The following is a 24,316-nucleotide window of genomic DNA, read 5'->3' on the forward strand; positions in this document are numbered from 1 at the left end:
ATGCCACAAATCATCTTTTTACCCCATGAAGAATTATGTCCTGAAGGCGCGGCTATTGAAGCACCTAAAGGGGAAACTGTATTAAACGTGGCATTGAAAAATGGCATTAGCATTCCCCATGCATGTGAGAAATCGTGTGCATGTACCACTTGCCACATTGTGGTACGTGAAGGGTTTGACTCATTAGATGAAAGTGACGAATTAGAAGATGACATGCTGGATAAAGCATGGGGATTAGAGCCCGAATCTCGCTTAGGGTGTCAGGCTATTATCACGGATGAAGATCTGGTGGTTGAAATTCCCAAGTATAATTTAAACATCGTAAATGAAGATCATTAATAGTTAGGGGCTGTTGATCTTTTAGGTTCATTTTTGCAGCAGTTTGATTGGCTTTTATACAAGGCAGAGGCTGCGTAGCATGGTTATTCCATGAGAGTCAGCCGATAACATAGTAGAAAAGCCAATCAAGCGCTGCCTACTGGTTCTTTTGAGCGCCCTTTTCTCTTTGTTGCTTAATATTCGCTTAGATCACTAAGCCACACATTAAGCGCCGCGATAAAAGCACGCTCAAAGAGAACAAAAATAGAACAGCAAAGATCAACAGCCCTTAGTCTCTGTCATTTATTATGATGAAAACCGTAGCCCATGAGCTGCGGTTTTTTGTTTGTAGCACTATAACTATGACATATTGACGGTCATAGGTAAATTGAAGGAATACCCGAATGCAATTGCTTCTTGAACATGAACACTCTTTTATCAATGGTACATCTTATCAAACGACTAATACATTTACCGTATTAAATCCGGCGAATCAAAATGTCGTGAAAGTGGTCTCGTCAGTGGATGAGAAAGGCAGTCAATTAGCTTTGCACGGTGCACAGCAAGCACTGAGGCAATTACGGTGTACGTCAGCTATACAGCGCGCTGAGGTTTTGAAGAAATGGTATGCTTTAATTTTGTCGCATGAACAAGCTTTGGCTGAGTTAATGGTATCTGAGCAAGGCAAACCTTTGCATGAAGCCATAGGTGAAGTACGTTATGCGGCGAGTTTTGTGGATTGGTTTGCACAAGAAGCAACGCGCAGTTACGGTGAAGTTATCCCAGCACAGGATGGTAAGCACCAATTAATGACGATAAAGGAAGCGGTGGGCGTGGTACTGGGCGTAACGCCTTGGAACTTTCCGTTAGCAATGATCACCCGTAAAGTCGCGCCAGCGTATGCCGCGGGGTGTAGTTTTATATTAAAGCCTTCGGAAGAAACGCCATTAAGTGCGATAGTGTTAGCCAAGCTCGCAAATCAGGCTGGTATGGAAGCTGGTGCTTTGCAGGTTTTATTAACGCAAGAACCTGCAGCGCTTATCGCTAAATACTGCCAGCACACAGCGGTTCGTAAGTTAACCTTTACTGGCTCAACCACAATCGGGCGAATTTTATTGGCACAATCTGCTGAAACGGTAAAACGGACATCCATGGAGTTAGGTGGTAATGCGCCTTTTATTGTATATAAAACAGCAAATATTAAAAGTGCTGTGTCTGGCTTAATGGCTGCGAAGTTTCGCAATAACGGCCAGGCATGTGTGGCAGCCAATCGGGTGTTAGTTGAACAAAGTTGTATGGTGCCCTTTATAGAGGAGTTAACTGAGGCGACTAAGAGGCTACGGGTAGGTGAGGGTATGGACCCAGCTACAGATTTAGGCCCTTTAATTACTTTAAAAGCGAAAAATAAAGTCATGGCACTGGTTGAGGCAGCTCTTGGCCAAGGAGCAAAATTACATTATCAAGGAACTGAACTAGGTGGCTTATTTATGTCACCTATTATTTTGACTGATGTATTGCCAGAGATGGATATTGCGCGACAGGAAATTTTTGGACCTGTTGTAACTGTGATGTCATTCGTAGATGAACAGCAAAGTGTGACATTGGCGAACAATGTAGAGGAGGGGCTCGCGGCGTATTTTTACTCACAAGATGTTGCGCAGATCCACCGAGTGTCACGAAGGCTTGAGTATGGCATGATAGGTATTAATGAAGGGATGATCTCTAATTCAGCCACACCGTTTGGTGGTATAAAGCAGTCTGGATTAGGGCGTGAAGGTGCAAAACAAGGACTAGATGAATACTTAGAAGTGAAATATCTTAGCCAAAAGTTTGATTAACGCAAATTTTGCAATGACTTTCTATTATTTTAAAAGCGCTGTAAACTTGTTCGCCTGTTTATATTTTGTGGTCACATATGGTTGTTGGGAATACAAGAAAAAAAGGGCACTTACCGCTACTCGTTGTACTTGCAGGTGGTTTAGGCAGTCGTTTTGGTGGTAATAAGCAAATTGCAGAAATTCCTGGTTTAGGGCGATCTATCATGGAACTCAGCATTATCGATGCGCATAATGCTGGGATCTCTGAAGTTGTATTAGTGATCAATGCTGCAATTAAACCTATTGTACAGACGCATATTGTCCCGCGCTTGCCGCAATCATTAACAATCCACTTAGTTGAACAGTGCATTACCGATGTACCTACTCAGTACTTGGAATTAGCCGATAAACGAAAAAAGCCTTGGGGTACCGGCCATGCATTGTTAGCAGCCAGAGCCTATATTACCAAGCCTGCCATTGTAATAACTGCGGATGATTATTATGGGCCACAAGCATACCATCAATTAGTCGCGCATTTTGCTAACACATGTGGTGATGAGCAGCATATGGCTATGGTGGGATATCCGATTGGACTCACGCTGTCGAATCAGGGCGGAGTTAATCGTGGTTTATGCAAGCTGGATCAAGGCTCACTTTCATCCGTGGTTGAATGTCTTAACATCAGCAAACAAGGTAGTATACTCATTGGTGAGTGTGCGGGTCAGGTTACCGAGATTAGTAAAAGTACACTTGCCTCCATGACATTTTGGGGGATCACACCTATACTCATGATGCATTTAGCGGACGGGTTTTCGCGGTTTTTAGATATTCATGACAACGTTGTCAAAAAAGAGTATTATCTGCCAGATTGTATTCAAGCCTGTATATCCTCGAATCAAGCTCACGTAACGGTTTATTCAGCCATGGATCATTGGTATGGCATTACATTTAAAGAAGAATTAGACACAGTGGCAGGAAAATTAAATGAATTACGTCAAGGATGAGGGTATCTCAGCCGCTTCAGAAACGCAGTTAATTAATGAGGTACGCATGAATAATACTGCGATAGCGCAATATTTATCGCAACAGTTTGGTTTGAACAGTGAGCTAGCTGTCATGAACCCGATTGGCAACGGTCATATCAATACCACAATGTTATTAAAAGATGGTCGGCGAGCGATAGTCGTGCAAAAGCTCAATACCGAGGTTTTTCCAAAACCAGAGCAGCTTGTTGAAAATGCTCGAGCAATAGAACAGCACTTATCGATTAAATCTGAGAAGGGTGAGTACCAATTAAATATAATTAAACACTTACCAACTATCGATGAAGGTTATTTGGTTGTACATAATGGTGATGTATGGCGTGCGTTAGAGTTTATTGGTGGCAGTTATAGCGAAGATGTGGTCAATAGTGCTTCTAAAGCACAAACAGCAGCGAATGCATTTGGCCAATTTGCGCAAGCTTTAGAGGACTTTAATGCGAGTGAACTGCATCATGTGATCCCTGATTTTCATAATTTAGCAAAGCGTATCGAGATGTTTGAAGAAGTGCTTGCACAAGACAAGCATAACCGTGCGCATAGCTGCTTAGCTGATATAGTATTTTGCCAAAGCCAATTTGACCTCGCCGATGAACTAAAAGCACTTTCTGGTGCTATTCCGCTGCGACCTTGTCATAACGATACTAAAATTAACAACATGCTGTTTTGTAATCAAAATGATTCAGGTAAAGCGGTTATTGATTTAGATACCTGTATGCCAGGTTACTGGTTGTTTGATTTTGGTGATATGGTGCGCACTTTTTGCTCTCCAGAAGCTGAAGATTCGACAAATTTAAATCGTGTTAAGGTAAGAGAAGATATTTTTGAAGCGATTGTAAAGGGTTATGTAACACCTTTGTCTGGCTTGATAACTGAACAGGAAAAACACAGTTTTTTATTAGGTGCTAAAGTGATGCCATTTATGATAGGCCTTCGTTTTTTAACCGATTATCTAGACGGCGACAATTATTTTGCAACAAAGCATGAAAAGCATAATTTAGAGCGGGCTCAAAATCAGTTTACGCTTTATCAAGATGTGGTCGCGAAAGAGTTGACATTACAGAGTATAATTACTCAAAATTAAAAAAAGCGCTTCGGCGCTTTTTTTAATGTTTACCTGATTTGCTGGTCGCATCAGCTTACCCGTAATATATGGTCAAATGTAGTGGTAATATCAAAGGATAATAATAATGAAAAAATTTAACCGCCGTGATTTTTTAAAAGCAGCGAGCGCAACCGCCGCTGCAAGTGTGGTGGCTGGGTGTGCGCAAAAAAATCATACCTTGCCAGAATTACCACCAGCACATGGTCAGTCAGTGATGGGACTCGTTGTACCAAAAATGCCAATTGTTCGAGTTGGCTTTATTGGTGTTGGGCAGCGGGGTTATGGCCATGTGAAGCGTATGAGCCATATTGAAGGCACAAAAATTGTTGCGATCTGTGACACACATGATACGGTTTTGGAACGTTCTTCTCATTATTTAGAAGAGAAAGGGTTGGAAAAGCCGTCGTTATACACAGGAACTGAGCACGCCTATCAGCAGATGCTAGAACGTGATGATATAGATATAGTGATCATTTCTACACCTTGGGCATGGCATGCACCGATGGCCATAGATACTATGAATAGCGGAAAACACGCATTTGTTGAAGTTCCTCTGGCATTGACTGTCGAAGAGATGTGGCAAATAGTCGACACAGCTGAGAGAACGCAGAAAAACTGTATGATGATGGAAAATGTCAACTACGGTCGCGATGAACTCATGGTTTTGAATATGGTTAGGCAAGGCCTATTTGGCGAACTTTTGCATGCAGAAGCGGCCTATATTCACGAGTTGCGTTGGCAAATGAAAGAGATTGATCATAAAACAGGATCATGGCGTACGGCATGGCATGCGAAACGTGATGGGAATTTGTACCCAACACATGGTTTAGGTCCTGTGTCACAGTACATGAATATTAACCGTGGTGATCGTTTTGATTATCTAACTTCAATGAGCTCACCAGCATTGGGGCGCCGCGCATATGCACAACGTGAGTTTTCTGCTGATCATCGGCGCAATCAGTTGGATTATATTGCGGGAGATATGAATACAACGATGATCAAGACAGCTAAAGGGCGCAGTATTATGGTGCAACATGATACAACAACACCGCGACCTTATTCCCGCCATAATTTGATTCAGGGGACGAATGGGGTGTTTGCTGGTTTTCCTAATCGCATTGCTTTGGAAAAAAATGGCACTAAGAGTTATCATGAATGGGATCACGAAATGGGATCATGGTATGAGCAATATGATCATCCTTTGTGGCTGAAAATGGGTGAGGAAGCACAGCGTAATGGAGGCCATGGTGGTATGGATTTCCTGATGTTTTGGCGCATGATTTACTGTTTGCGTAATGGCGAGCCACTAGATCAGGATGTTTATGATGGTGCTGCATGGTCAGTGATATCGCCATTATCAGCAAAATCGGTAGCCGATCGAAGTAATGCAGTGGATGTACCTGATTTTACTCGAGGAGCGTGGAAAACGGCGAAACCATTAGGTATCGTGAACATTTAGACAGTGTAGGGTGAAAAGACCAATGACATATCATTTCAGAGCATATTTCGGTCTTGTCATGATGTGTTTATTGAGTGCTTGTGCGTCACGACCAAACACCTCAGCGCTTTCCGTCATTGTTGACGATTATATTCAAGTGTACGGAGAGCGTACTGATTTTGTACGCTTTATCGATTTTTATGCAACGGATGCCAAATTTGAGGATATGGTATATGGTCATACTGCATCCAATAGAAAAGCAATAGCAAATTTCTTTGATTGGACAGCAAATAAAGTAACAGTACTTGATAATAAAGCTGTTTTGGTGGTAACTGACAAACTTATAGATGTGCATTCAAAACACGTGATTTTGAGTGGATATTTTAATCGTTTTCGTTACCAAGGTAATGAGTTGGGTCCATGGCGGTTTTTGATCAAATTACAATTTGGATCTGACGGTAAAATTTTATATCAACAAGACTGGATAAATTACACGCCAAAGTCGCAATTTATGACGGGTGTTAATTTAAACCACCCACAGTAGTGGTCGCTAAAGAAGGTTACGGCAGCTACAATAACTTTGTTTATGCCCCTAGAGAGAATATCAATGAAATTGTCAGTTGAGATCAGTAAGTACCCGCTTCACAACGATTACATTCCTTTTATTAAAGACTTTATTGAGCGCTTGAATCAACATTCAGGACTAAAGGTGATAACAAATAATATGTCAACGCAGGTCTTCGGAGATTACGATGACGTGATGCAAGTCCTGCAACGAGAAATGAAACGTTCATATATAGAATACGGAAAAATAGTCTTTGTATGTAAATTTATTTCGGGTGATTTGTCAGCCAATGATTGAATTTATAAGTAAAGCATTTTCAGGTTTTGTTGCGATGTCATACTGGGAATATATTGCGGTCTTTTTGTCTTTGGCTTATTTGCAATTAGCCATCAAAGAGAGTAGCTGGTGTTGGCCTGCCGCGTTTATTAGTACGTTTATCTATACAGTAATGTATTGGAATGGCGCATTATTGATGGAGTCTGCACTGAACTTTTATTATATGATCATGGCTGTAGTCGGTTGGCGAATGTGGCGGAAAACCGCAGAACAATCAGTGGTGCCAATTGTGTCTTGGTCGCTTCAGCGGCACGTGAAAATTATTATTATAACGGCAAGTGTAGCAATATTACTAGGGTATTTAACAGACACGTATACCCATGCAGAACTCGCATATTTAGATAGCTTTACAACGTGTTTCGCCGTTGTGACAACATACTTGGTGGCCAAAAAGGTGCTTGAGAATTTCCTTTATTGGATTGTGATCGATGCAGCGTCGATTTACCTTTATTTTGCGAAAGGTTATTACCCAACGTTAGTGTTATTTGTGTTTTATACCATTATGGTTTGCTGGGGCTATAAGCGCTGGTATGACGAGCACGAGCAACGTGAAGGGAAGTCACTACATCAATTAGAATATGACTGATAAGTATCTCAGAGCCCAACTGGAGGCGTTATTACCTGGTATACGAATTGATAACATTGTTCGCCTGCATAAAGGCTTCAATAATGATAACTTTTTGTTCAGTTCTGATCGAGGGGCATTGCTGATGAAGTGTTATAGAGGTGGCTTATCACAGCCTTTGTTAGACGCACAACATGCGCTAGCCGCACAAGGAATTACGCAAGCTGTGATAGCTTATAGCACAGAGGTGCATACTGCGATATTTGAATTCTTTACTCAAAAAAAACCATTTGTAAATCTAGATGAAAAAATAGTGAGGAGTTTAGTTAAACTTCATGAGTACCAAGGCTTTTTGGATCACGAGAAGCTGGATATAGTGCAACAAGTTATGCAACTAGACATGTGTCAGCTTATGTATGCAAAGGAGCAATGTGATAGGGCTGTATCAGTCATTAATTTACTGCCAGAAGATTTGGCATTTTGTCACAATGATTTGGTATATGACAACTTAATTAATGCAGACACCGGCGCGAAGATAATTGATTTTGAATATGCACAATACAATGACATTTATTTTGACTTAGCGGCATTGAGTTGTAGTTTTGATTTAGGTGAGATTGAGTGTGCGGTATTGCTACAGCAATACTACATGTTGCGTAATATCCATATGCCTGAATATGCGGGTACGAAATTAAAAGCTTACCAAATTGCGTATTTATTACTAAGCATCAATTGGTACCAAAACAAGGGAGCTCACACACATGCAAGCCCCTTAGAGAATAAACTAATGAGTCTACTAGATTAGATCCCGCCTAACCTTTGCGCCAGTTCTTTGTATTTTTCAACATCTGTTTTATCAAAGATAGGCTGACCATCAGCATCGTTATCTTTTGCGACAAGTAAATTCTCTCTAGCAAGTCTTTTTACACGCTCAACTTTTACGCCTAGAAATTCAGCAACTTGTTCAGTGGTCATCGGGGTCATAATAATAATCCTCTTGATATTTTTTAAGCACAATGCGGTTGTTGTTATCGAGTTACGACTTTATTGCACATTGCTCGATGAACATAAAAGGCATGTTACATCGACGAAGGTATAACTAAGCATAGTTAAATATCGTGTTTTTTGTGCAATGTATAGTGTTTTTTTGATTTTTAGATTAAAAATTAAGCATGTAGCTCACAAACGCTAGTATTTAGCTATCGATAGCATTATTATAAACGCGATCAAAGAATACTGTGCTGCTCTCGTGGTGAAATGGATATCACGTGGCCCTCCGGAGGCTAAGTTGAAGGTTCGATCCCTTCCGAGAGCGCCATTGTATTTTGTTTTTTCGTATCATCCCCATTGCAATGTTGAAATCAGTGTTTCAAACCGTCGGTAGCTGAATCCAGCCCTTTAATCTATACCGGCGAAAATACGTTAATTTATCTAAGCAAGACTGCTTTCTGCGTTTTTATTTAACCTCAGGTTTGGATAAGGGTTTTGAATAGAAAATGTTTTGAAAACAAACTTACGTACAATCCAATGATGTTATTTTGGTCAATATCAAGGCGCTTTTATGCAGTAATAGCGGGCTATTACAAATGAAAGCAACGCCGAGAGTGAGAAAAATAGCTTTATTGGGCAAATTCGCTTATCCAGAGCTGAGGTTATTTACACTTCTGTCACCATGTGAATATCTTTACGCTTGATATGATTGTATTTTACCCAGCTCAAAATGTATGCTTTAGTTAATGTGGTGGCAATTCTTAAGCGTTTACATTTTTTGAGCGAGTAACATGCAGTATTTAAAAACAGTTATTTATGTGGATAATGTGGAAGAGGTACTTGATTTCTATTATCAGGCGTTTGGCTTAAATGCGACGGAGTTAACTGAGTCGGCTGATTATGGTGAATTGAATACCGGAGAAGTTAAGCTCGGGTTTGCAAGTCATCCTTTTGCGCAAGCGCAATTTAAGCAAAGTTATATTCGAGCTCAGCCAAAGCAGCCTGCATTGGGGTTTGAATTAGCCATGCGATGTAAAAATGTGAGTGAGAGTTATGATAAAGCAGTGAATGCGGGCGCGGAGCCTTTAATGCCACCTTGCAATAAGAATGAGCACACACAAGCTTATGTGCGTGCTATTGACGGAACACTTATTGCGCTAGTCAGTGAGTGCACGCGCTAAGCCGGTAGGCTCAATCTCAAGACACACATTCTCATCGTTCCAATTTAGGCCTAGTAGTGCTTGGTCTTCATTTAAGTCTTCTACCCACTCATCTAGAAATTCATCAAGTGCGATAGGGGTTGGAGTATAACCTTGCCATTCATCTTTACATTGGTTTTGTGCTTTCTCTGCGCTATCCCAAACCAATAACACATCAGTTGTTTCAAATTGGTTTGATTCACACACAACCACACCACCATCGTCAGCCCCAAGTGCCCATATTTGAGCGCCGAGGCGAACTTTTTCAACGAAGGTGACAAGTTCTGATTCAATTTCAATGTCGCTCATGGTGTATACCTTATTAAATATGTTTATTTATGTGCGAGGATCGCTTTCTTGTACGCCAACACGCTCATTTTGATTCTTATGAAAGTGTAATAGGGCGGCAAAAGGATTTAGATCGGTTAGATCTCTAAATATTATCCAGTCTAGCAGGCAGTATAAACTGATCTGCAAGTACTGGCAGTCTAAAAATTCATTTTTAACACATTGTTCATTTAAGTCAGTTAATACTTCGTGAATACGCTCTCGCTGTAAGTTAAAGAACAGTATATCACTGTTGGTATCAAGCCCAGAGCGCTGAGAAATAAGAATTTCCACGAGAGAATCATTACATGCATTGATATTAGTCAATTGATTCTCTTGCCACCAGGTAAGCGTGGGCAGCGCATATTGTGTCGTTAAATAACGAAAAATGACGTTAGAATCGCTCACCTGGATATCACCATTCACTAAAAATGGGATTTTTCTAGCTGGGTTATGTTCGATAAGTTTAGCTCTACCTTGTGCAGAAAAAATATCGAGATGGATATATTCAATATCGAGCTTATGTAAGGCAATAAAAAGTCGAATACGTCGGGCATAGGGAGATGAGTCTGAGCCAAAAAGTTGCATAATAATGTTCCTTTAAAATATTCACAAAAAAAGCCGCATTTAGCGGCTTACTCTAATGTGCAACAGCTTTATTCAGTGCGACTGGTTACTTCTAGCAAGTGGTAACCAAATTGAGTCTGTACCGGACCTTGCACATCGTTCAGTGGTGCCGAGAATACCACAGTATCAAATTCAGGTACCATCATGCCAGGGCCAAATTCACCAAGAGCCCCACCATCTTGTCCCGACGGGCAACTAGAGTATTGTTTTGCTAGTTCAGCAAAGTCTTCACCGGCAGCGATTCGTGACTTTAGGTCTAAACATTCCGCTTCACTATCTACTAAGATGTGCCTTGCGCTTGCAACTGTCATAACTTCTCCATATTTCGCTTGTGATTAGTTTTTATTCAGAATTTATTCTAATACAGATGTATTAAAAACTCACGATATCATTGTAATGCTTTTTCAACTGCACTCACCATTTCGTCTGATAAAGGCTTAGTGCGACTGTTAAAGCGAGTAATTGATTTTCTATCGGCGGAGACAAGGTACTTGTAGAAGTTCCACTTTGGTGAACTTGTTTGGTTTCCAAGATGTTTAAAAATAGGGTTAGCACTATCCCCTCGTACATCAGATGTTGCAAACATATTGAACGTCACGCCGTAGTTTACAAAGCAGACTTTTGCAGTATCTTGTTCATCGTCTTCTTCTTGAAAAAAATCGTCCGAAGGAAAGCCGAGCACAACCAAACCTTGGTCTTTATACTTTTTATGGAGCTTTTCTAAATCCTCAAATTGGCCCGTAAAACCACAATTGCTGGCTGTATTTACGATAAGCAATGGTTTGTCTTTAAACTGGCATAAATTGAGGGTTTCTTTAGAACGCAATTTTCTTAATTCAACGTTAGTAAAGTCATCGCAAGTAGAAGACAGCGTATAGGTGCTCATTAAGAGGCTGGATGCAAGTAGGCTCAGTTGCAGTAGTTTGTTAAGCATTGGCTTTCCTTTGTTAGTTGAACTTGCTTATGATACGTCAATAGACCTTAAATTGATCAATTTTATTACACTATGAATATACGAGTTGCTCGCGAGATAGATTTACCCGCTATTGTGTCAATTTATAATGAGACAATAGCCAGTCGAATGGTCACTGCTGAGATCGAGCCTACGACGGTTGAAGCGCATAAAACCTGGTTTTTTAGCCATAATGTTGAACGTCCACTTTTTGTGTATGAAGAGGCGGGAGAGGTGCTAGCTTGGCTAAGCTTTAAATCATTCTATGGTCGACCTGCTTATATTGGAACGTGTGAACTGAGTATTTATATTACCGCGCATACACAAGGCAATGGACTAGGTACAACATTACTGCAATTTGCTGAACAGCATGCAAGGAATATTGCAGTAGATACATTACTTGGGTTTATTTTTTCTCATAATGAGCCCAGCATAAAACTGTTCGAACGACAAGGTTATAGCCGTTGGGGAGAATTACCCGATATAGCTAAAATGGACCAAAAACGCTATAGCTTAGCTATATTTGGTAAACAATTATCTTTACCTTAAATCGCAAGTATTAGGGGCTGTTGGACTTTGCTGTTCTATTTTTGTTCTCTTTGAGCACCCTTTTATCGCGGCGCTTAATATGTGGCCTAGTGATCTAAGCGAATATTAAGCAACAAAGAGAAAAGGGTGCTCAAAAGAACCGGTAGGCAGCGCTTGATTGGCTTTTATACTATGTTATCGGCTGACTCACATGGAATAACCATGCTACACAGCCTCTGCCTTGTATGAAATCCAATCAAACTGCTGCAAAAATGAACCTGAAAGATTAACAGCTCCTAAAATTCGACTACACTTTTGTGTGTTAGAACACGGAAATAGAAATAGACTATGTCGAATAAAGTACTAATTATAGACAGTAACAGCGTGCTTGCGATGCGTTTAAAAGTACTCTTTGAGCTGTTAGGTGGGGAAGTAGAACATATTCATTACAATATGCTCGATGACGGTGTTCAATTCTCTAGTTATGATGTCATCGCGATTGCTCATGGGATCCCCAGTGACTATTTAACGGTTTTATTACCCTTAAAAGAACACTGTAAGTTAATTCTTTTAGCCCCAAAGCCTGATAACACTGAACATTTAGAGGTCTTCAGTCAGTTTAATAAAGCTTTGCCTAATGGTATTGTGATTTATCCGTTCTTTGCAAATAAGGAAATCACACATTTGCTAGAGCGGGTCTTAGAAGTGGGGGCCAATCAGCGTTTAGTCTTGCCAACTGTCCTGCTGGTGGATCACGCAGATGATCGCTTAGATGAGTTAGCGACTAGCTTAAGAGGGGCGCAACTGGTGGTATTTACAGCATGCTCTTTAGAAGAAGCTGTTACTGTCGCAGAAAAACAACATATTGATTTATTGATCAGTGACTTCAATCTTCAAGTGGGAACGGGTGTTGAGATATTTGTACAATTGAAAACACTGAACCCAAACTGTCGATGCTTACTGTTTACATCCCGAGCAAGCCAAGTTGATATGATGGAAGCAATTCGTCAAGGGGCTGAAGATGTCTTAACTAAGCCCTTTGATGAAAGTGAATTATTACAATCATTGCATAAGCTTTGGCAAACTGAGTTGCTACGGCGGCATAATCAAGAGCTTGTTGAACGATTGCAAGAAACCGTTGATGCATTAATTGAGCGCGACAGCTTATTGCGGGTGATTTATAAACATACACCGGATCCCATTGTATTATTTAAACGAAATGGCGCCATTATTGAAGCAAATGATGCTTCGATGCGGTTACTTAAATTGTCACAAAGCGAGATACAAGCGCGTTCTATCTATGATCTGTTTGCAACAGACTGTACTGACACATTAAAAGTAGCAATTAAGGAAGTTGGCATCCAGCGACATTTTAATTGCGAGTTAGTTTTGCCGCAAACATCGGGGGATATCCCCTTGATGGGCACGTTTAATGAAATTGACCACCATGGAGAGATTGCCTTTGCTGTTATTTTTAAAAATGTTGCGCATTTAAAGAAAAAACAACAAGTGCTTGAAGAAGCTAAAGAAGTTTTAGAAGCTGAAGTCCAGGCTCGCACAGCACAACTACAAAGTGCAAAAGAGGCCGCCGAAGCTGCGAATTTAAGTAAATCCGAATTTTTAGCGAATATGTCTCATGAATTACGCACGCCTATGCATTCAATTTTGAGTTTCGCTCGATTTGGTTTAGACAAGTTAAATTCTGGAGAAGCACCTCTTGAAAAGCTACAGAAATACTTGTCGAGGATAGAGACCAGCGGTGAGCGGCTGCTGCTTTTGTTGAACAATTTATTGGATTTATCTCGTTTAGATGCTGGGCGCTTTCCATTTAATCCCAGTAACCATAATTTCACAGGCATTTTGAAAACAGGCATTGATGATGTTGCAGGGAGCGCCTTAGCAAAGAAAATACAGGTCGAATTAAATGTGCCTGAAGCACCTATTTTATTGTATTGCGATCAAGAGCAAATAAATCAAATAGTTCGTAATGTGCTAGGAAATGCGTTGAAATTTAGTCCTGAGAATAGTCAAGTGATTGTTGATGTTACGCTTTCAGACAATAAGGTAAATGTTGCAATTAGTGATCAAGGAATGGGAATTCCTGACGATGAATTAGAGCAGGTTTTTTCTAAGTTTGTGCAAAGTAGTAAAACGAATAGTGGTGCCGGTGGTACAGGTTTAGGCCTGGCGATATGCAAAGAGTTTGTGTTGCTTCATAAAGGCTGTATTTATGTCAATAACAACGCATGTGGCGGTGCAACTGTGTTTATTGAATTGCCATTAAGCCAACATTAAACAGTTGAAGTAGTTAGCAATCACGAAAATCACGACTATAACTAAAGTTAGTGACAAACATACAAAAGGAATAGACATATGGCCCTTCAGCGTATTTTAGCCGTCGATGATGAACCGTTTAATTTAGAAATACTGGAAGAAATTCTAGAAGACCTGAATTTTGATTTGCTGACAGCCAGTAGCGGACCTGAGTGTTTAGAGATCATTGAAACATTTGACCCTCAGGTAATATTGCTCGATGTGAGCATGCCTCAAATGAATGGATATGATGTTTGTCGGGCGATCAAAGCGAATCCGGAGACTCACCATATTGTGGTTATGTTTGTTTCTGCAAGAGGTTCTGTCGAAGAGCGTATGGAAGGGTATGCTGTTGGTGCTGAAGATTATATCGTTAAGCCATTTGGCCAAGGCGAGCTCAAAAGTAAGCTGATGAACTTAAGTCAAATGTTATTAGATAAAGACATATTGGAACAGCAAGTAGAAGATGCGACATCAACCGCATTTGATGCAATGGCTACCAGTAGTGAAATGGGGCAAATCGTTAATTATATCGAACAAATTTCACAGGTTGATGATGCTTCCACATTAATTAATGTGATGATAAAGTGTTTATCTAGTTTTGGCTTGAACTGCAATGCTGAGGTGCGAGTTGATACACAACGTCACCACTTTGCCACCAGTGGCTTATGTTCACCAATTGTGGTGGAGTTATTTGATATATTAAAGTCAAAAGGGCGTCTTCATGAATTCACCAGTCGTATACTGGTAAACTACGATTTGGTGAGTGTTTTGATTCTAAATATGCCTAGCGATGAAAATAAGCATGGTCGTATTCGTGACCATATTTGTTTTTTGGTCAGTGTGACAGAGCAGCAGCTACTTGCAATTATGACGCGCAAAGAACTTAACACACAAAAAGACAATTTAGATAATGCCCTCACAATGATCAATGGTAAATTTAAAAGTCTTATGGGTATGCTTAACACAAACCGGCGACAAAATGAGTCTGTGTTTAGATCACTACAAGAGCGTTTTGAATCTAAGATCCCGACAATGGGTTTAGATGAGGACCAAGAAATTTTCATTTTTAGTAATGTAGATGAGGCAATTCAAAATTCAGTGGCGCGTGAGGAGGCGATTGAAATGGTGCAAAGCGCTTTTAAAGAGATTGAAGGGGACTTATCATTATTAACTGATAAGTCTTAGCGCTATGCGTCTCGAGGCAGGCCTTTTTCAATAATCCTTATCAGGCGTGCTTGTTTTCGCTCGGTATTAATTTGTTTTTCATTTTGCTGGGAAATAGCCCACTCAATATGTTCTTGTACGAGCGGCGATGTATGCTGATGCCGCTCAGTTAGTAACTGAATGATAGCGGGGTTGTAGTCTGCATTACCCAACCCTACTGCAATATTACGGAGCCAGCGTTCATGCCCAATACGTCTGATCGGGCTGCCTTCAGTATTTTTTAAGAATGTTGCTTCATCCCAAGAGAATAAGGTTATTAGATCTTGGTCTTTGATATTTTGACGAGGGTGAAAGTCTTGTTCATCAGTGAGTTGGCCAAAGCGGTTCCACGGACAAACTAATTGACAGTCATCACAGCCATAAATTCGATTACCTAATAGTGCTCTATACTGTTCTGGGATTGCGCCTTGTAGCTCAATTGTAAGATAAGAAATACATTTTCGTGCGTCAACCACATAAGGCTCAACGATTGCGCCTGTTGGGCATAAAGTGATGCAGGCATTACATTTTCCACAGCCTTCAGATTCATTGGGATTATCAATGGGTAATGGAATACTGACAAACAGCTCACCTAAGAAAAACCATGACCCAGCTTTTTTATTGATCAGTAAACTATTTTTTCCGCGCCAGCCAAGCCCCGCTTTTTCAGCAAGTTGGCGTTCAAGGACTGGTGCAGAGTCGACAAAAGGTCGGTATCCCAGTTGTTCAACTTCACGTTCAATTTTTTGGCCTAGTTTTTTTAACCTGTTGCGCATTACTTTATGATAATCGCGACCGAGTGCATAGCGGCTGATGTAAGCTGTTTGTTTATTATTGAGCGCCTTGGCAAAACTGGCATCAGGAGGTAGATAATTCATTTTGACTGAGATGACGCGTTGGGTACCAGGCACAAGTTCCGCAGGGCGTGCTCGTTTCATACCGTGTGCGGCCATATACGCCATTTCCCCGTGGTACCCATTGTCTAACCAACGCTGCAACTGCGCTTCATGTTGGCTGAGATCAATGTCAGTGATACCAACTTCAGCGAAGCCAAGCTCTACGCCCCATTGCTTAATTTTTTTTGCGAGTTCAATATAGTCAATATGAGTGATAGTCACAGGAAATCGATCTTGGAAGCTAAATACCATGGTAATTTACCACAGTTTGCGTATACGGCCCAGCAAGTAAAGGACAATGAAGGTCAGGCTGCCAGCGAGATAGGCATTAGCTTATCGCACCTGATGGAGCGAGCCGCAGATGCGGTATTTTCTTTATTTGATCATGAGCTGCTGAATGCTGAACGCATTCTTATTCTTGCGGGTAAAGGAAATAATGCCGGAGATGCCTATTTACTGGCGCGTTTACTTCATATGACGGGCAGAGTCGTTTCGGTGATGAGTCTGTTTTCTCCGCAGTTATTAACTGGGGATGCACAGAGTGCTTATGAGAAAGCTGTATCCGCTAAAGTGCCTTTTATAGCAAACTTTGCTGAAAGAGGCAGCTATGATGTGATAGTTGATGGTGTTTTTGGCACGGGGTATTCTGGTGAATTGAGTGCATCAATTAAGACGATATTTGATTATTGCAATTGTAGCTCGGCAATGCGTTTAAGTATTGATGTGCCTAGTGGCATTGATGCGTCTTCTGGAGTGGTCGCTGAGGGCGCTTTTGAAGCCACAATTACGATGACTTTCATCGCGTTAAAACAAGGTATGTTGACAGGGAGAGCAAAACATTTTTGTGGAAAACTGCTATTTGCACCCCTTGGCATTGCGGAAATTTTTTCAGCACGTGTAAAAGCTGCCGTTCATTATAGTGCTCAGCAAACCTTTATGGCGCAGAGGCTAAATCGGGACCCAGACTGTTATAAAAACCAATGCGGTCATGTTTTACTCATTGGTGGGAATAAAGGGATGGGTGGCGCGATTCGATTGGCCAGTGAGGCATGTTTAAGAGCGGGCGCAGGTTTAGTGAGTGTATTAACACACGCCGATAATGTCGCATTGGTACAACAAGGACGTTACGAACTTATGGTTCATGGAGTGAGATCATTGAACAACGAGCAAGAAGCAATTGATAATTTATTTATCAAAGCTGATGTGTTGGTGGTAGGTCCAGGTTTAGGACAAGATGCATGGGCGCAAACGCTGTTTAAGAGGTGTTTCGAATTTGAGCGGACGATCGTATGCGATGCAGATGGACTTAACTTATTAGCAAATACCCAGCAGCGTTTTAGTGATAGCGTGATCACACCGCATATTGGTGAAGCCAAGCGACTGATAGAAAATGATTCAGACATAGAACTGTCGGATAGATTCACGACAACGTCATTTTTAGCGCATGCATATCACAGTACGGTTGTACTCAAAGGTCCAGGCAGCATAGTTTATCACTGTGGCCGTATGAATATTAACCGTTCGGGAAGTTCAGCAATGGCCAGTGCTGGGATGGGGGATGTGTTATCTGGTATAATTGCGGGCTTACTTGCACAAGGTATGGAGAAATTTGCCGCAACGAGTTTGGCTGTGTATATTCATGGATTAGCAGCAGAAAAAGCGGCAACCGATGGTGAAAAAGGACTACTTGCCAGTGATTTATTTGAGCATATTAGACGTTTACTGGGGTGAACATGAATGATGTTTTTTGCCTACATTTAGCTGATGAAGCGGCAACGGTTAAAATGGGACAATGCTTGTCTCAAGTAATAAATAAAGGGGCTGTATTGTTCCTCCATGGTGACTTAGGTGCAGGGAAAACCACATTAAGTCGAGGTATCGTTCAGGGCTTAGGTCACACAGGTAAAGTGAAAAGCCCAACATATACGTTGGTTGAACCCTATGAGCTCAAAGATGTCTCAGTATATCATTTTGATCTATATCGACTGGGTGATCCAGAAGAGTTGGAATATATGGGGATTCGAGATTATTTTGCTGAAAGTGCAATTTGTATTATTGAATGGCCTGAAAAAGGGGTCGGCTTTATCCCAACCCCAGATTTAAATATAGAGATGAAATATCAAGATCAACAGCGCAGCGTGACAATTACAGCACAGAGTGAGCGCGGTAAAAATATTATCAGTAATTTGGAATAAAATGAGACGCTTTGTACATCATATTGTAGTGCTATGTGCTTTATTACTGTGTTTTATGAACAGTGCGGTAGTGTTAGCTAAAAATAAAATGGAAGGCGTTCGTGTATGGCCCTCTCCAGATAGTACCCGAGTGGTTTTCGACATGTCGTCTAAGCCTGACTTTAGTTATTTTATGCTGAAAAACCCGTTGCGCTTAGTCGTTGATTTGCAAAGTACGCAGCAGGCAAAGTATTTACCGACTGTACCAAAAAAACATAAATTAATTAGTAAATTACGCTACAGTAAGCCAAAGAAAAAGAACAGTACACGAGTGGTGTTTGAACTAAGTGGTGCGGTTAAGCCTGTGATTTTTGCGTTGGCACCGACAGGGCCTTATAAAAATAGATTAGTTGTCGATTTATATTCAACAAATACAACTTCACGCAGTGCTGATAAAGTCAACGCAAAGAAACGTACCCGCGTTGCTGACAGAGATATTGTCATTGCGATTGATGCAGGACATGGTGGAGAAGATCCTGGTTCGATAGGGCCCTCGGGCACGTATGAAAAAAATGTAACATTACAAATTGCCAAAAGGATTGCCCGATTAGTTGATAAAGAGCCAGGGATGAAAGCGCGTTTAATTCGTACAGGGGATTACTATTTAAAGTTAAATACCCGAACGGCACGAGCAAGAGAAAAACGCGCTGATTTCTTTGTTTCGGTACATGCAGACGCATTTTCGAGTCCTGGCCCTAACGGCACTTCTGTATGGGTTTTGTCATTACGGCGCGCGAATTCTGAAATTGGTAAGTGGTTAGAAGATAAAGAAAAGCATTCCCAATTATTGGGAGGTGCTGCTGGGTTAATTAAAGACACTGCTAATGAGAAATATTTGGCAAAAGCTTTGTTAGATATGTCGATGGATCATTCTATGAAAACAGCATTTCAAGTGGCTGATGAAGTTGTAAAAGAGTTAAGAAGCGTTTCTAAATTACATAAAAAGAAGCCACAAGCTGCTAACTTTGGTGTACTAAAATCACCCGATATACCTTCTATTTTGGTCGAGACTGGTTTTATTTCTAATCCGCGAGAAGAGCGGAAGTTGAATACGGCAGAGCATCAACAAAAGCTTGCTAGCGCTATATTTTTTTCTATTCGTAATTACTACAAACGAAACCCGCCAGATAATTCCTTATTTGCAAGTTTAAAAAATAATACACCGGTTAAGCATAAAGTGAAAAGAGGAGAATCTTTGAGTGTGTTGGCGAGTCGTTATGGCACCACCGTGACGGCCTTGAAAAAACACAACCGTTTGAAGAAAAATACCTTATACATTGGCCAAATTCTGACTATCCCAAAAGCGTAGAGTATGAGTATAGAAATCCTTCCAGCCCGTTTAGCGAACCAAATAGCCGCCGGTGAGGTTGTTGAGCGTCCAGCGTCAGTGGTTAAAGAGCTGGTTGAAAATAGTATAGATGCTGGCGCGACCAAAATTCATATTGATATTGAACGAGGTGGTCATAAGCTCATTCGAATTCGAGATAATGGTCAAGGGATCTATAAGGATGAGCTAACATTAGCGTTATCGCGACACGCAACCAGTAAGCTAAAAAGCCTTGATGACTTAGAGTGTATATCATCGCTGGGTTTCCGCGGAGAAGCGCTTGCATCGATTAGTTCGGTTTCACGGCTGACATTAAGCTCTAAACCACAGGAACAAGAAACGGCGTGGCAAGCATTTGCTGAAGGCCGAGATATGGCGGTTAAAATCCAACCCACGGCTCACCCCTCAGGGACGACCATTGAAGTGAAAGACCTTTTCTTTAATACGCCAGCTCGTCGTAAATTTTTACGAACAGAAAAAACAGAGTTTAGCCACATTGACGAGTTACTCAAACGGATAGCTCTGAGTCGATTTGATATTTCATTGACGTTAACCCATAACCAAAAGGTTGTGCGGCAATACCGTGCTAGGGAGAGCGCACACGGAGTTAAACGGGTGGCGCAAGTTGCAGGGAAAGAGTTTGAACAGTGTGCATCATTTATTGAGTCAGGTTCAGATGGCTTAAAACTGAATGGTTGGGTTATGCCTGTCGGCAGTAGTAATACCACGCAATACAGCTATGTAAATGGGCGTATGATGCGCGACAAACTGATACTGCATGCTATTCGACAAGCTTTTGAAGAGGTGGTTGGTGAGCTGGCTTTGCCGGGGTTTGTGATTTATGTTGATATTGATCCACGACAAGTGGATGTCAACGTACACCCGGCCAAACATGAAGTACGTTTTCATCAGGCGAGATTAGTGCATGACTTTATTGTGCAAGCGATTAAGCAAGTTGTATTGCCCGCTGACCAAGCTGGGTCTTTGGAAGGCGAACAGGTTGGATTGGCTGATGAACCTTACGCTATGCAAACGCAGCATCAAGAGGATGAACAGCACCAAGCATATCGCAGTTCGCTGCAAAGCGTTAATGAAACGAATGGCGATTACGCTGATCTAGAGGGGAGTCACAGTCCTGCAGACGTGAGTATGCGCCAAAAGGGCTCAGAAGGTAGTTGTCGTTCTGGTAGTGAACGAGGAGCAAGCGGAAAAAGTGATGAGGCGGGTTATGTCGCTCATTCTACGCAACCACAGAATAACGCTCGGAAATATAATGCAAATCAGCTTTATCAGGGGTTATCTCATCAACAGGCCAGCTATTTTGATAATGTCGTTGAGGTAGCAGAGCCAACAGTAAGTTCCGTTAAGCCAATTTCTTGGTTGAGTATGCCCAATGGTGCGGTGTTAATTAAGCAAGGTAGCGATATCTGTATTTCGCACTTTGAATATGCTTTGACGATTTACTGGCAAAAAGTCATTGAGCAGGATGCTGCATTGTTGGGGAAAGCGTTGTTATTACCCGTTAGAGTTAACTTGGAAAAAGCGGACCTTGCAAAGTTGCATAACCAAAGTTCATGGTTAACCTTATTGGGGTTTGAAATTTCATTGTTTGAGCGATATGCAATGATAAAAAAAATGCCACTGAGCTTATACAGTATTGATGTCGCAACATTTATGACGGAGCTATTGATTGGCTGTACAGCAGGCTCTGAGTCATTAGAGCAATGGCTTGAATGGCTCAATAGCCATACACCCACACGCTATTTTGAATCGGAGCATTTTGCAAAGATTCAACCTGCAGTAGAAAAAAATACCGAATGTTTGGCGCGTATTCAGGAAAAAGCAGTTAAAATAGATCCCAGTATATTTTTGACGTTATTACAGCAAAGGTCTGAGAGTGAGTAATTTACCGGTTGTAACACTAATGGGCCCGACCGCCGCTGGAAAAACGGCGTTGGCCATAGCACTATGCCAACATTTAGATACACAAGTGATAAGTGTTGATTCAGCTTTGATTTACAAAGGCATGAATATTGGCACCGCTAAACCTAACGCTGACGAATTATCTCTTGCGCCACATCACCTGATTGATATGTTAGATCCACTCGAAAGTTATTCTGTGGCCGATTTTCGTCGTGATGCGATTGAAAAAATCGATATGTTGCATAAGCAAGGAAAAGTACCTATCTTAGTTGGTGGTACTATGATGTATTTTAAGGGATTAATTGAAGGCTTATCACCATTGCCAGAGGCTGATACCGCAGTACGTAGAGAGCTAGAAGCGCAAGCAAAAGCGCATGGATGGGCTGCTTTACATCAAGAATTAACCAATATTGATCCTGATGCAGCAGCAAAAATCAGTGAAAATGATTCTCAGCGTATTAATCGTGCATTAGAAGTGTATAGGTTAACTGGGCAAACGATGACCGTTTTACAGAAGCAAAAACAGCCTACATTGCCGTATCAATTTCACCAATTCGCGATTGCACCACATGATCGTAAAGTATTGCACGAGCGAATAGAAAAAAGATTTAATATAATGTTAGATCAGGGGTTTAAAAATGAAGTTTTGACCTTATATCAGCGTGGAGACTTACACCCAGATTTACCATCGATACGCTGTGTTGGCTATCGACAGATGTGGGAGCATTTAGCGGGAAACTGCGATCATGACGAAATGGTATTCAAAGGGATTGCGGCAACCAGACAACTTGCGAAGCGCCAACTAACTTGGTTAAGAAGTTGGCCAAATGTGAATTGGTTAGAGACTGATGATCAAGAAAACTTGCAACGCGTACTAACTTCGCTAAGCTAATAGTAGTTGTTAAATCAATCTGTTCCGATTTGATGACAGCGAAATTATAATAACACCTAGAACGAAGGAAAAGAAAATGGCAAAAGGCCAATCGTTACAAGACCCATTTTTGAATGTCTTACGTCGTGAGCGCATTCCTGTTTCAATTTTTTTAGTTAACGGCATTAAATTACAGGGTAAAATTCAATCGTTTGACCAGTTTGTAATTTTGCTTGAAAATACAGTAAACCAAATGGTTTATAAGCACGCTATTTCTACCGTTGTGCCAGCGCGCGCGGTTAATTTTCAAAGTGCGCAAGGCAATGAAATTGCTGAGCAAGGCGATGAAGGTAGCTATCAATAAAAACTAGGAGCGTAATGCTTGTTTGACCGTTATGAAGCCGGCGAACAGGCAGTTTTAGTACATATCGAATTTCCTAATGAAGGGGATCGTGAAGATCTTCATGAATTGGAAATGTTGGTATCTTCTGCTGGTGTTAGTAGTTTGACGGTTGTGCAAGGCAGCCGTCAATCACCACATGCCAAACTATTCGTCGGTACGGGTAAAGCAGAAGAAATAGCTGAAACTGTCAAAATCCACAATGCAGACGTCATCATATTTAATCATCAACTCAGCCCTTCGCAAGAACGAAATTTAGAACGTATCTGCCAGTGTCGAGTGTTAGATAGAACGACGCTGATTTTAGATATTTTCGCCCAGCGTGCCAGAACGCACGAAGGTAAATTGCAAGTTGAGTTGGCTCAACTACGTCATGTATCAACGCGATTAATTCGAGGGTGGACTCACTTAGAGCGCCAAAAAGGTGGCATTGGTTTACGAGGGCCAGGAGAAACTCAGCTGGAAACGGACCGTAGATTATTACGCGAACGGATTAAAAGTATTCGTAAACGCTTAGATAAAGTTGCGACTGTTCGAGAGCAGGGGCGCAGAGCGCGTACGAGAAATGAAGTGCCGACAGTCTCTTTGGTAGGCTATACCAATGCAGGTAAATCGACTTTGTTTAATCATATCACTGATGCTGATGTTTACGCGGCGGATCAATTGTTTGCAACACTTGATCCGACACTCAGAAAGCTACATATAGACGATATAGGGTCGGTGATATTAGCTGATACCGTTGGCTTTATTCGACATTTACCACATGACTTAGTTGCAGCGTTTAAGGCAACACTAACCGAGACGAGAGAAGCTGATTTACAAATTCATGTGATTGATGCGGCGGATAGTAGAAGAAAAGAGAATATAGAAGAGGTACAATCTGTTTTAACAGAGATTGAAGCAGATGAAATCCCGCAGTTATTAATATATAACAAGATAGATTTGTTGGATGATGTAAGGCCTCGAATCGATCGAAATGATGAAGGCATGCCGATTCGGGTATGGTTATCAGCACACAGCGGTGCTGGTGTTGAGCTACTTTCGCAAGCAATTTCAGAATTACTTGCAAAGAAGATCTTCTCAGAAAGTTTATGTATTCCAGCGAGTTTTGGGCGTCTACGTGGCGCACTGTTTAATCTCAGTGCGGTACAAAAAGAGAGCTTCGATGAGCATGGAAATTGGTTAATCGATGTGAGAGTACCCCATGTCGACTGGGAAAAGCTCAAGAAAGAGCAAGGCTCAGAGATAGAAAATTTTATCATAAAATAAAATTTTCACATTAAATTACAGTTTTGCACGCATTTTTGTATGAGATGCGTTCTATATTTGTTAGATTTAT

The 24,316-nt window shown here is 41.2% G+C and carries 26 protein-coding genes and 1 tRNA gene; 21 read left to right on the plus strand and 6 right to left on the minus strand.

Going from position 1 to position 24,316, the window contains the following annotated elements; translation table 11 throughout:
• From fdx to J8L97_RS00330, 9 genes are all read left to right on the plus strand, one after another.
• Positions 1–339, plus strand: coding sequence for an ISC system 2Fe-2S type ferredoxin (gene fdx, locus J8L97_RS00290; protein WP_010362769.1), 339 nt, complete (start codon positions 1–3; stop codon positions 337–339).
• 383 nt (positions 340–722) lie between these two features.
• Complete coding sequence (locus tag J8L97_RS00295) at positions 723–2,156, plus strand: NAD-dependent succinate-semialdehyde dehydrogenase (protein ID WP_211047463.1); 1,434 nt, start codon at positions 723–725, stop codon at positions 2,154–2,156.
• 77 nt (positions 2,157–2,233) lie between these two features.
• Positions 2,234–3,139: an NTP transferase domain-containing protein gene (locus tag J8L97_RS00300; RefSeq protein WP_211047464.1), complete on the plus strand. Its 906-nt coding sequence runs from the start codon at positions 2,234–2,236 to the stop codon at positions 3,137–3,139.
• A gap of 46 nt (positions 3,140–3,185) precedes the next feature.
• Positions 3,186–4,259: a phosphotransferase enzyme family protein gene (locus J8L97_RS00305; protein WP_211047536.1), complete on the plus strand. Its 1,074-nt coding sequence runs from the start codon at positions 3,186–3,188 to the stop codon at positions 4,257–4,259.
• Positions 4,260–4,365: 106 nt separating this feature from the next.
• Complete coding sequence (locus J8L97_RS00310) at positions 4,366–5,739, plus strand: Gfo/Idh/MocA family protein (RefSeq protein WP_211047465.1); 1,374 nt, start codon at positions 4,366–4,368, stop codon at positions 5,737–5,739.
• Between the two features lie 22 nt (positions 5,740–5,761).
• Positions 5,762–6,262 (plus strand): nuclear transport factor 2 family protein, encoded by a 501-nt coding sequence (locus tag J8L97_RS00315; RefSeq protein ID WP_211047466.1) that lies wholly within the window; start codon positions 5,762–5,764, stop codon positions 6,260–6,262.
• A 63-nt stretch (positions 6,263–6,325) separates the two neighbouring features.
• Positions 6,326–6,580: a YkoF family thiamine/hydroxymethylpyrimidine-binding protein gene (locus tag J8L97_RS00320; protein WP_192508827.1), complete on the plus strand. Its 255-nt coding sequence runs from the start codon at positions 6,326–6,328 to the stop codon at positions 6,578–6,580.
• Complete coding sequence (gene pnuC, locus J8L97_RS00325) at positions 6,576–7,205, plus strand: nicotinamide riboside transporter PnuC (RefSeq protein ID WP_211047537.1); 630 nt, start codon at positions 6,576–6,578, stop codon at positions 7,203–7,205. Before J8L97_RS00320 ends, pnuC begins: the two co-directional genes overlap by 5 nt.
• Positions 7,198–7,989 (plus strand): phosphotransferase, encoded by a 792-nt coding sequence (locus tag J8L97_RS00330; protein WP_211047467.1) that lies wholly within the window; start codon positions 7,198–7,200, stop codon positions 7,987–7,989. The genes pnuC and J8L97_RS00330 overlap by 8 nt, the downstream gene beginning before the upstream one ends.
• Here the strand turns inward: J8L97_RS00330 and J8L97_RS00335 are convergent.
• Complete coding sequence (locus J8L97_RS00335; protein ID WP_192508825.1) at positions 7,986–8,168, minus strand: helix-turn-helix domain-containing protein; 183 nt, start codon at positions 8,166–8,168, stop codon at positions 7,986–7,988. The two genes, J8L97_RS00330 and J8L97_RS00335, sit on opposite strands and share 4 nt — an antisense overlap.
• Positions 8,169–8,427: 259 nt before the next feature.
• On the opposite strand from J8L97_RS00335, the gene J8L97_RS00340 reads away from it, so the two are divergent.
• Positions 8,428–8,502: transfer RNA gene (locus J8L97_RS00340), tRNA-Arg, on the plus strand.
• A gap of 463 nt (positions 8,503–8,965) precedes the next feature.
• A complete protein-coding gene (locus tag J8L97_RS00345) occupies positions 8,966–9,355 on the plus strand; it encodes a VOC family protein (protein WP_192508824.1) in 390 nt (129 codons plus the stop codon).
• Here J8L97_RS00345 and J8L97_RS00350 read toward each other — a convergent pair.
• The 4 genes from J8L97_RS00350 to J8L97_RS00365 all read right to left on the minus strand — a co-directional run bounded on the left by J8L97_RS00350 (position 9,332) and on the right by J8L97_RS00365 (position 11,261).
• Positions 9,332–9,682: a DUF2750 domain-containing protein gene (locus tag J8L97_RS00350; protein ID WP_211047468.1), complete on the minus strand. Its 351-nt coding sequence runs from the start codon at positions 9,680–9,682 to the stop codon at positions 9,332–9,334. The two genes, J8L97_RS00345 and J8L97_RS00350, sit on opposite strands and share 24 nt — an antisense overlap.
• 27 nt (positions 9,683–9,709) lie before the next feature.
• On the minus strand, positions 9,710–10,288 hold the full coding sequence (locus tag J8L97_RS00355) for a glutathione S-transferase family protein (RefSeq protein WP_211047469.1): 579 nt from the start codon (positions 10,286–10,288) through the stop codon (positions 9,710–9,712).
• A 68-nt stretch (positions 10,289–10,356) separates the two neighbouring features.
• Positions 10,357–10,638, minus strand: coding sequence for a peptidylprolyl isomerase (locus J8L97_RS00360; protein ID WP_010362781.1), 282 nt, complete (start codon positions 10,636–10,638; stop codon positions 10,357–10,359).
• Positions 10,639–10,715: 77 nt separating this feature from the next.
• Positions 10,716–11,261 carry a glutathione peroxidase gene (locus tag J8L97_RS00365; protein WP_211047470.1) on the minus strand — a complete coding sequence of 182 codons (546 nt, stop codon included), beginning with the start codon at positions 11,259–11,261 and terminating at the stop codon, positions 10,716–10,718.
• 72 nt (positions 11,262–11,333) lie between these two features.
• On the opposite strand from J8L97_RS00365, the gene J8L97_RS00370 reads away from it, so the two are divergent.
• The 3 genes from J8L97_RS00370 to J8L97_RS00380 all read left to right on the plus strand — a co-directional run bounded on the left by J8L97_RS00370 (position 11,334) and on the right by J8L97_RS00380 (position 15,308).
• Entirely contained in the window at positions 11,334–11,828 is a 495-nt protein-coding gene (locus J8L97_RS00370; protein WP_211047471.1) for a GNAT family N-acetyltransferase, read from the plus strand.
• A gap of 327 nt (positions 11,829–12,155) precedes the next feature.
• Positions 12,156–14,102, plus strand: a complete 1,947-nt coding sequence (locus J8L97_RS00375; protein ID WP_211047472.1) for an ATP-binding protein — start codon at positions 12,156–12,158, stop codon at positions 14,100–14,102.
• Between the two features lie 78 nt (positions 14,103–14,180).
• Entirely contained in the window at positions 14,181–15,308 is a 1,128-nt protein-coding gene (locus J8L97_RS00380) for a PleD family two-component system response regulator (RefSeq protein ID WP_211047473.1), read from the plus strand.
• A 2-nt stretch (positions 15,309–15,310) separates the two neighbouring features.
• Here the strand turns inward: J8L97_RS00380 and queG are convergent, their stop codons facing one another.
• On the minus strand, positions 15,311–16,474 hold the full coding sequence (gene queG / locus J8L97_RS00385) for a tRNA epoxyqueuosine(34) reductase QueG (RefSeq protein WP_211047474.1): 1,164 nt from the start codon (positions 16,472–16,474) through the stop codon (positions 15,311–15,313).
• On the opposite strand from queG, the gene J8L97_RS00390 reads away from it, so the two are divergent.
• The 7 genes from J8L97_RS00390 (at position 16,457) to hflX (ending at position 24,246) form a co-directional block, all read left to right on the plus strand.
• A complete protein-coding gene (locus J8L97_RS00390; protein ID WP_211047475.1) occupies positions 16,457–17,953 on the plus strand; it encodes an NAD(P)H-hydrate dehydratase in 1,497 nt (498 codons plus the stop codon). The two genes, queG and J8L97_RS00390, sit on opposite strands and share 18 nt — an antisense overlap.
• A 2-nt stretch (positions 17,954–17,955) precedes the next feature.
• Positions 17,956–18,417, plus strand: coding sequence for a tRNA (adenosine(37)-N6)-threonylcarbamoyltransferase complex ATPase subunit type 1 TsaE (gene tsaE / locus J8L97_RS00395; protein WP_211047476.1), 462 nt, complete (start codon positions 17,956–17,958; stop codon positions 18,415–18,417).
• A gap of 55 nt (positions 18,418–18,472) precedes the next feature.
• Positions 18,473–19,765, plus strand: coding sequence for an N-acetylmuramoyl-L-alanine amidase (locus J8L97_RS00400; RefSeq protein WP_409455143.1), 1,293 nt, complete (start codon positions 18,473–18,475; stop codon positions 19,763–19,765).
• Positions 19,766–19,768: 3 nt separating this feature from the next.
• Positions 19,769–21,688, plus strand: coding sequence for a DNA mismatch repair endonuclease MutL (gene mutL, locus J8L97_RS00405; protein WP_211047478.1), 1,920 nt, complete (start codon positions 19,769–19,771; stop codon positions 21,686–21,688).
• Positions 21,681–22,598 (plus strand): tRNA (adenosine(37)-N6)-dimethylallyltransferase MiaA, encoded by a 918-nt coding sequence (gene miaA / locus J8L97_RS00410; RefSeq protein WP_211047479.1) that lies wholly within the window; start codon positions 21,681–21,683, stop codon positions 22,596–22,598. The genes mutL and miaA overlap by 8 nt, the downstream gene beginning before the upstream one ends.
• A 76-nt stretch (positions 22,599–22,674) precedes the next feature.
• Complete coding sequence (hfq, locus tag J8L97_RS00415) at positions 22,675–22,941, plus strand: RNA chaperone Hfq (protein ID WP_192508811.1); 267 nt, start codon at positions 22,675–22,677, stop codon at positions 22,939–22,941.
• Between the two features lie 18 nt (positions 22,942–22,959).
• Positions 22,960–24,246 (plus strand): ribosome rescue GTPase HflX, encoded by a 1,287-nt coding sequence (hflX, locus tag J8L97_RS00420; protein ID WP_192508810.1) that lies wholly within the window; start codon positions 22,960–22,962, stop codon positions 24,244–24,246.
• The last annotated feature ends 70 nt before the right edge of the window (positions 24,247–24,316 follow it).

The sequence above is a fragment of the Pseudoalteromonas sp. MMG012 genome (assembly GCF_018100875.1).
Taxonomy (GTDB): domain Bacteria; phylum Pseudomonadota; class Gammaproteobacteria; order Enterobacterales; family Alteromonadaceae; genus Pseudoalteromonas; species Pseudoalteromonas aurantia.

Bases quoted from the DNA above. Each gene is read 5' to 3' on its own strand.
- J8L97_RS00295 (WP_211047463.1), top strand. From the start codon at position 723: ATGCAATTGCTTCTTGAACATGAACACTCTTTTATCAATGGTACATCT.
- J8L97_RS00370 (WP_211047471.1), top strand. From the start codon at position 11,334: ATGAATATACGAGTTGCTCGCGAGATAGATTTACCCGCTATTGTGTCA.
- J8L97_RS00375 (WP_211047472.1), top strand. From the start codon at position 12,156: ATGTCGAATAAAGTACTAATTATAGACAGTAACAGCGTGCTTGCGATG.
- tsaE (WP_211047476.1), top strand. From the start codon at position 17,956: ATGAATGATGTTTTTTGCCTACATTTAGCTGATGAAGCGGCAACGGTT.
- fdx (WP_010362769.1), top strand. From the start codon at position 1: ATGCCACAAATCATCTTTTTACCCCATGAAGAATTATGTCCTGAAGGC.
- J8L97_RS00380 (WP_211047473.1), top strand. From the start codon at position 14,181: ATGGCCCTTCAGCGTATTTTAGCCGTCGATGATGAACCGTTTAATTTA.
- hfq (WP_192508811.1), top strand. From the start codon at position 22,675: ATGGCAAAAGGCCAATCGTTACAAGACCCATTTTTGAATGTCTTACGT.
- J8L97_RS00310 (WP_211047465.1), top strand. From the start codon at position 4,366: ATGAAAAAATTTAACCGCCGTGATTTTTTAAAAGCAGCGAGCGCAACC.
- J8L97_RS00320 (WP_192508827.1), top strand. From the start codon at position 6,326: ATGAAATTGTCAGTTGAGATCAGTAAGTACCCGCTTCACAACGATTAC.
- J8L97_RS00330 (WP_211047467.1), top strand. From the start codon at position 7,198: ATGACTGATAAGTATCTCAGAGCCCAACTGGAGGCGTTATTACCTGGT.
- queG (WP_211047474.1), bottom strand. From the start codon at position 16,474: ATGGTATTTAGCTTCCAAGATCGATTTCCTGTGACTATCACTCATATT.
- J8L97_RS00360 (WP_010362781.1), bottom strand. From the start codon at position 10,638: ATGACAGTTGCAAGCGCAAGGCACATCTTAGTAGATAGTGAAGCGGAA.
- J8L97_RS00345 (WP_192508824.1), top strand. From the start codon at position 8,966: ATGCAGTATTTAAAAACAGTTATTTATGTGGATAATGTGGAAGAGGTA.
- J8L97_RS00400 (WP_409455143.1), top strand. From the start codon at position 18,473: ATGAACAGTGCGGTAGTGTTAGCTAAAAATAAAATGGAAGGCGTTCGT.
- J8L97_RS00315 (WP_211047466.1), top strand. From the start codon at position 5,762: ATGACATATCATTTCAGAGCATATTTCGGTCTTGTCATGATGTGTTTA.
- J8L97_RS00335 (WP_192508825.1), bottom strand. From the start codon at position 8,168: ATGACCCCGATGACCACTGAACAAGTTGCTGAATTTCTAGGCGTAAAA.
- J8L97_RS00355 (WP_211047469.1), bottom strand. From the start codon at position 10,288: ATGCAACTTTTTGGCTCAGACTCATCTCCCTATGCCCGACGTATTCGA.
- J8L97_RS00365 (WP_211047470.1), bottom strand. From the start codon at position 11,261: ATGCTTAACAAACTACTGCAACTGAGCCTACTTGCATCCAGCCTCTTA.
- J8L97_RS00350 (WP_211047468.1), bottom strand. From the start codon at position 9,682: ATGAGCGACATTGAAATTGAATCAGAACTTGTCACCTTCGTTGAAAAA.
- J8L97_RS00300 (WP_211047464.1), top strand. From the start codon at position 2,234: ATGGTTGTTGGGAATACAAGAAAAAAAGGGCACTTACCGCTACTCGTT.
- mutL (WP_211047478.1), top strand. From the start codon at position 19,769: ATGAGTATAGAAATCCTTCCAGCCCGTTTAGCGAACCAAATAGCCGCC.
- J8L97_RS00305 (WP_211047536.1), top strand. From the start codon at position 3,186: ATGAATAATACTGCGATAGCGCAATATTTATCGCAACAGTTTGGTTTG.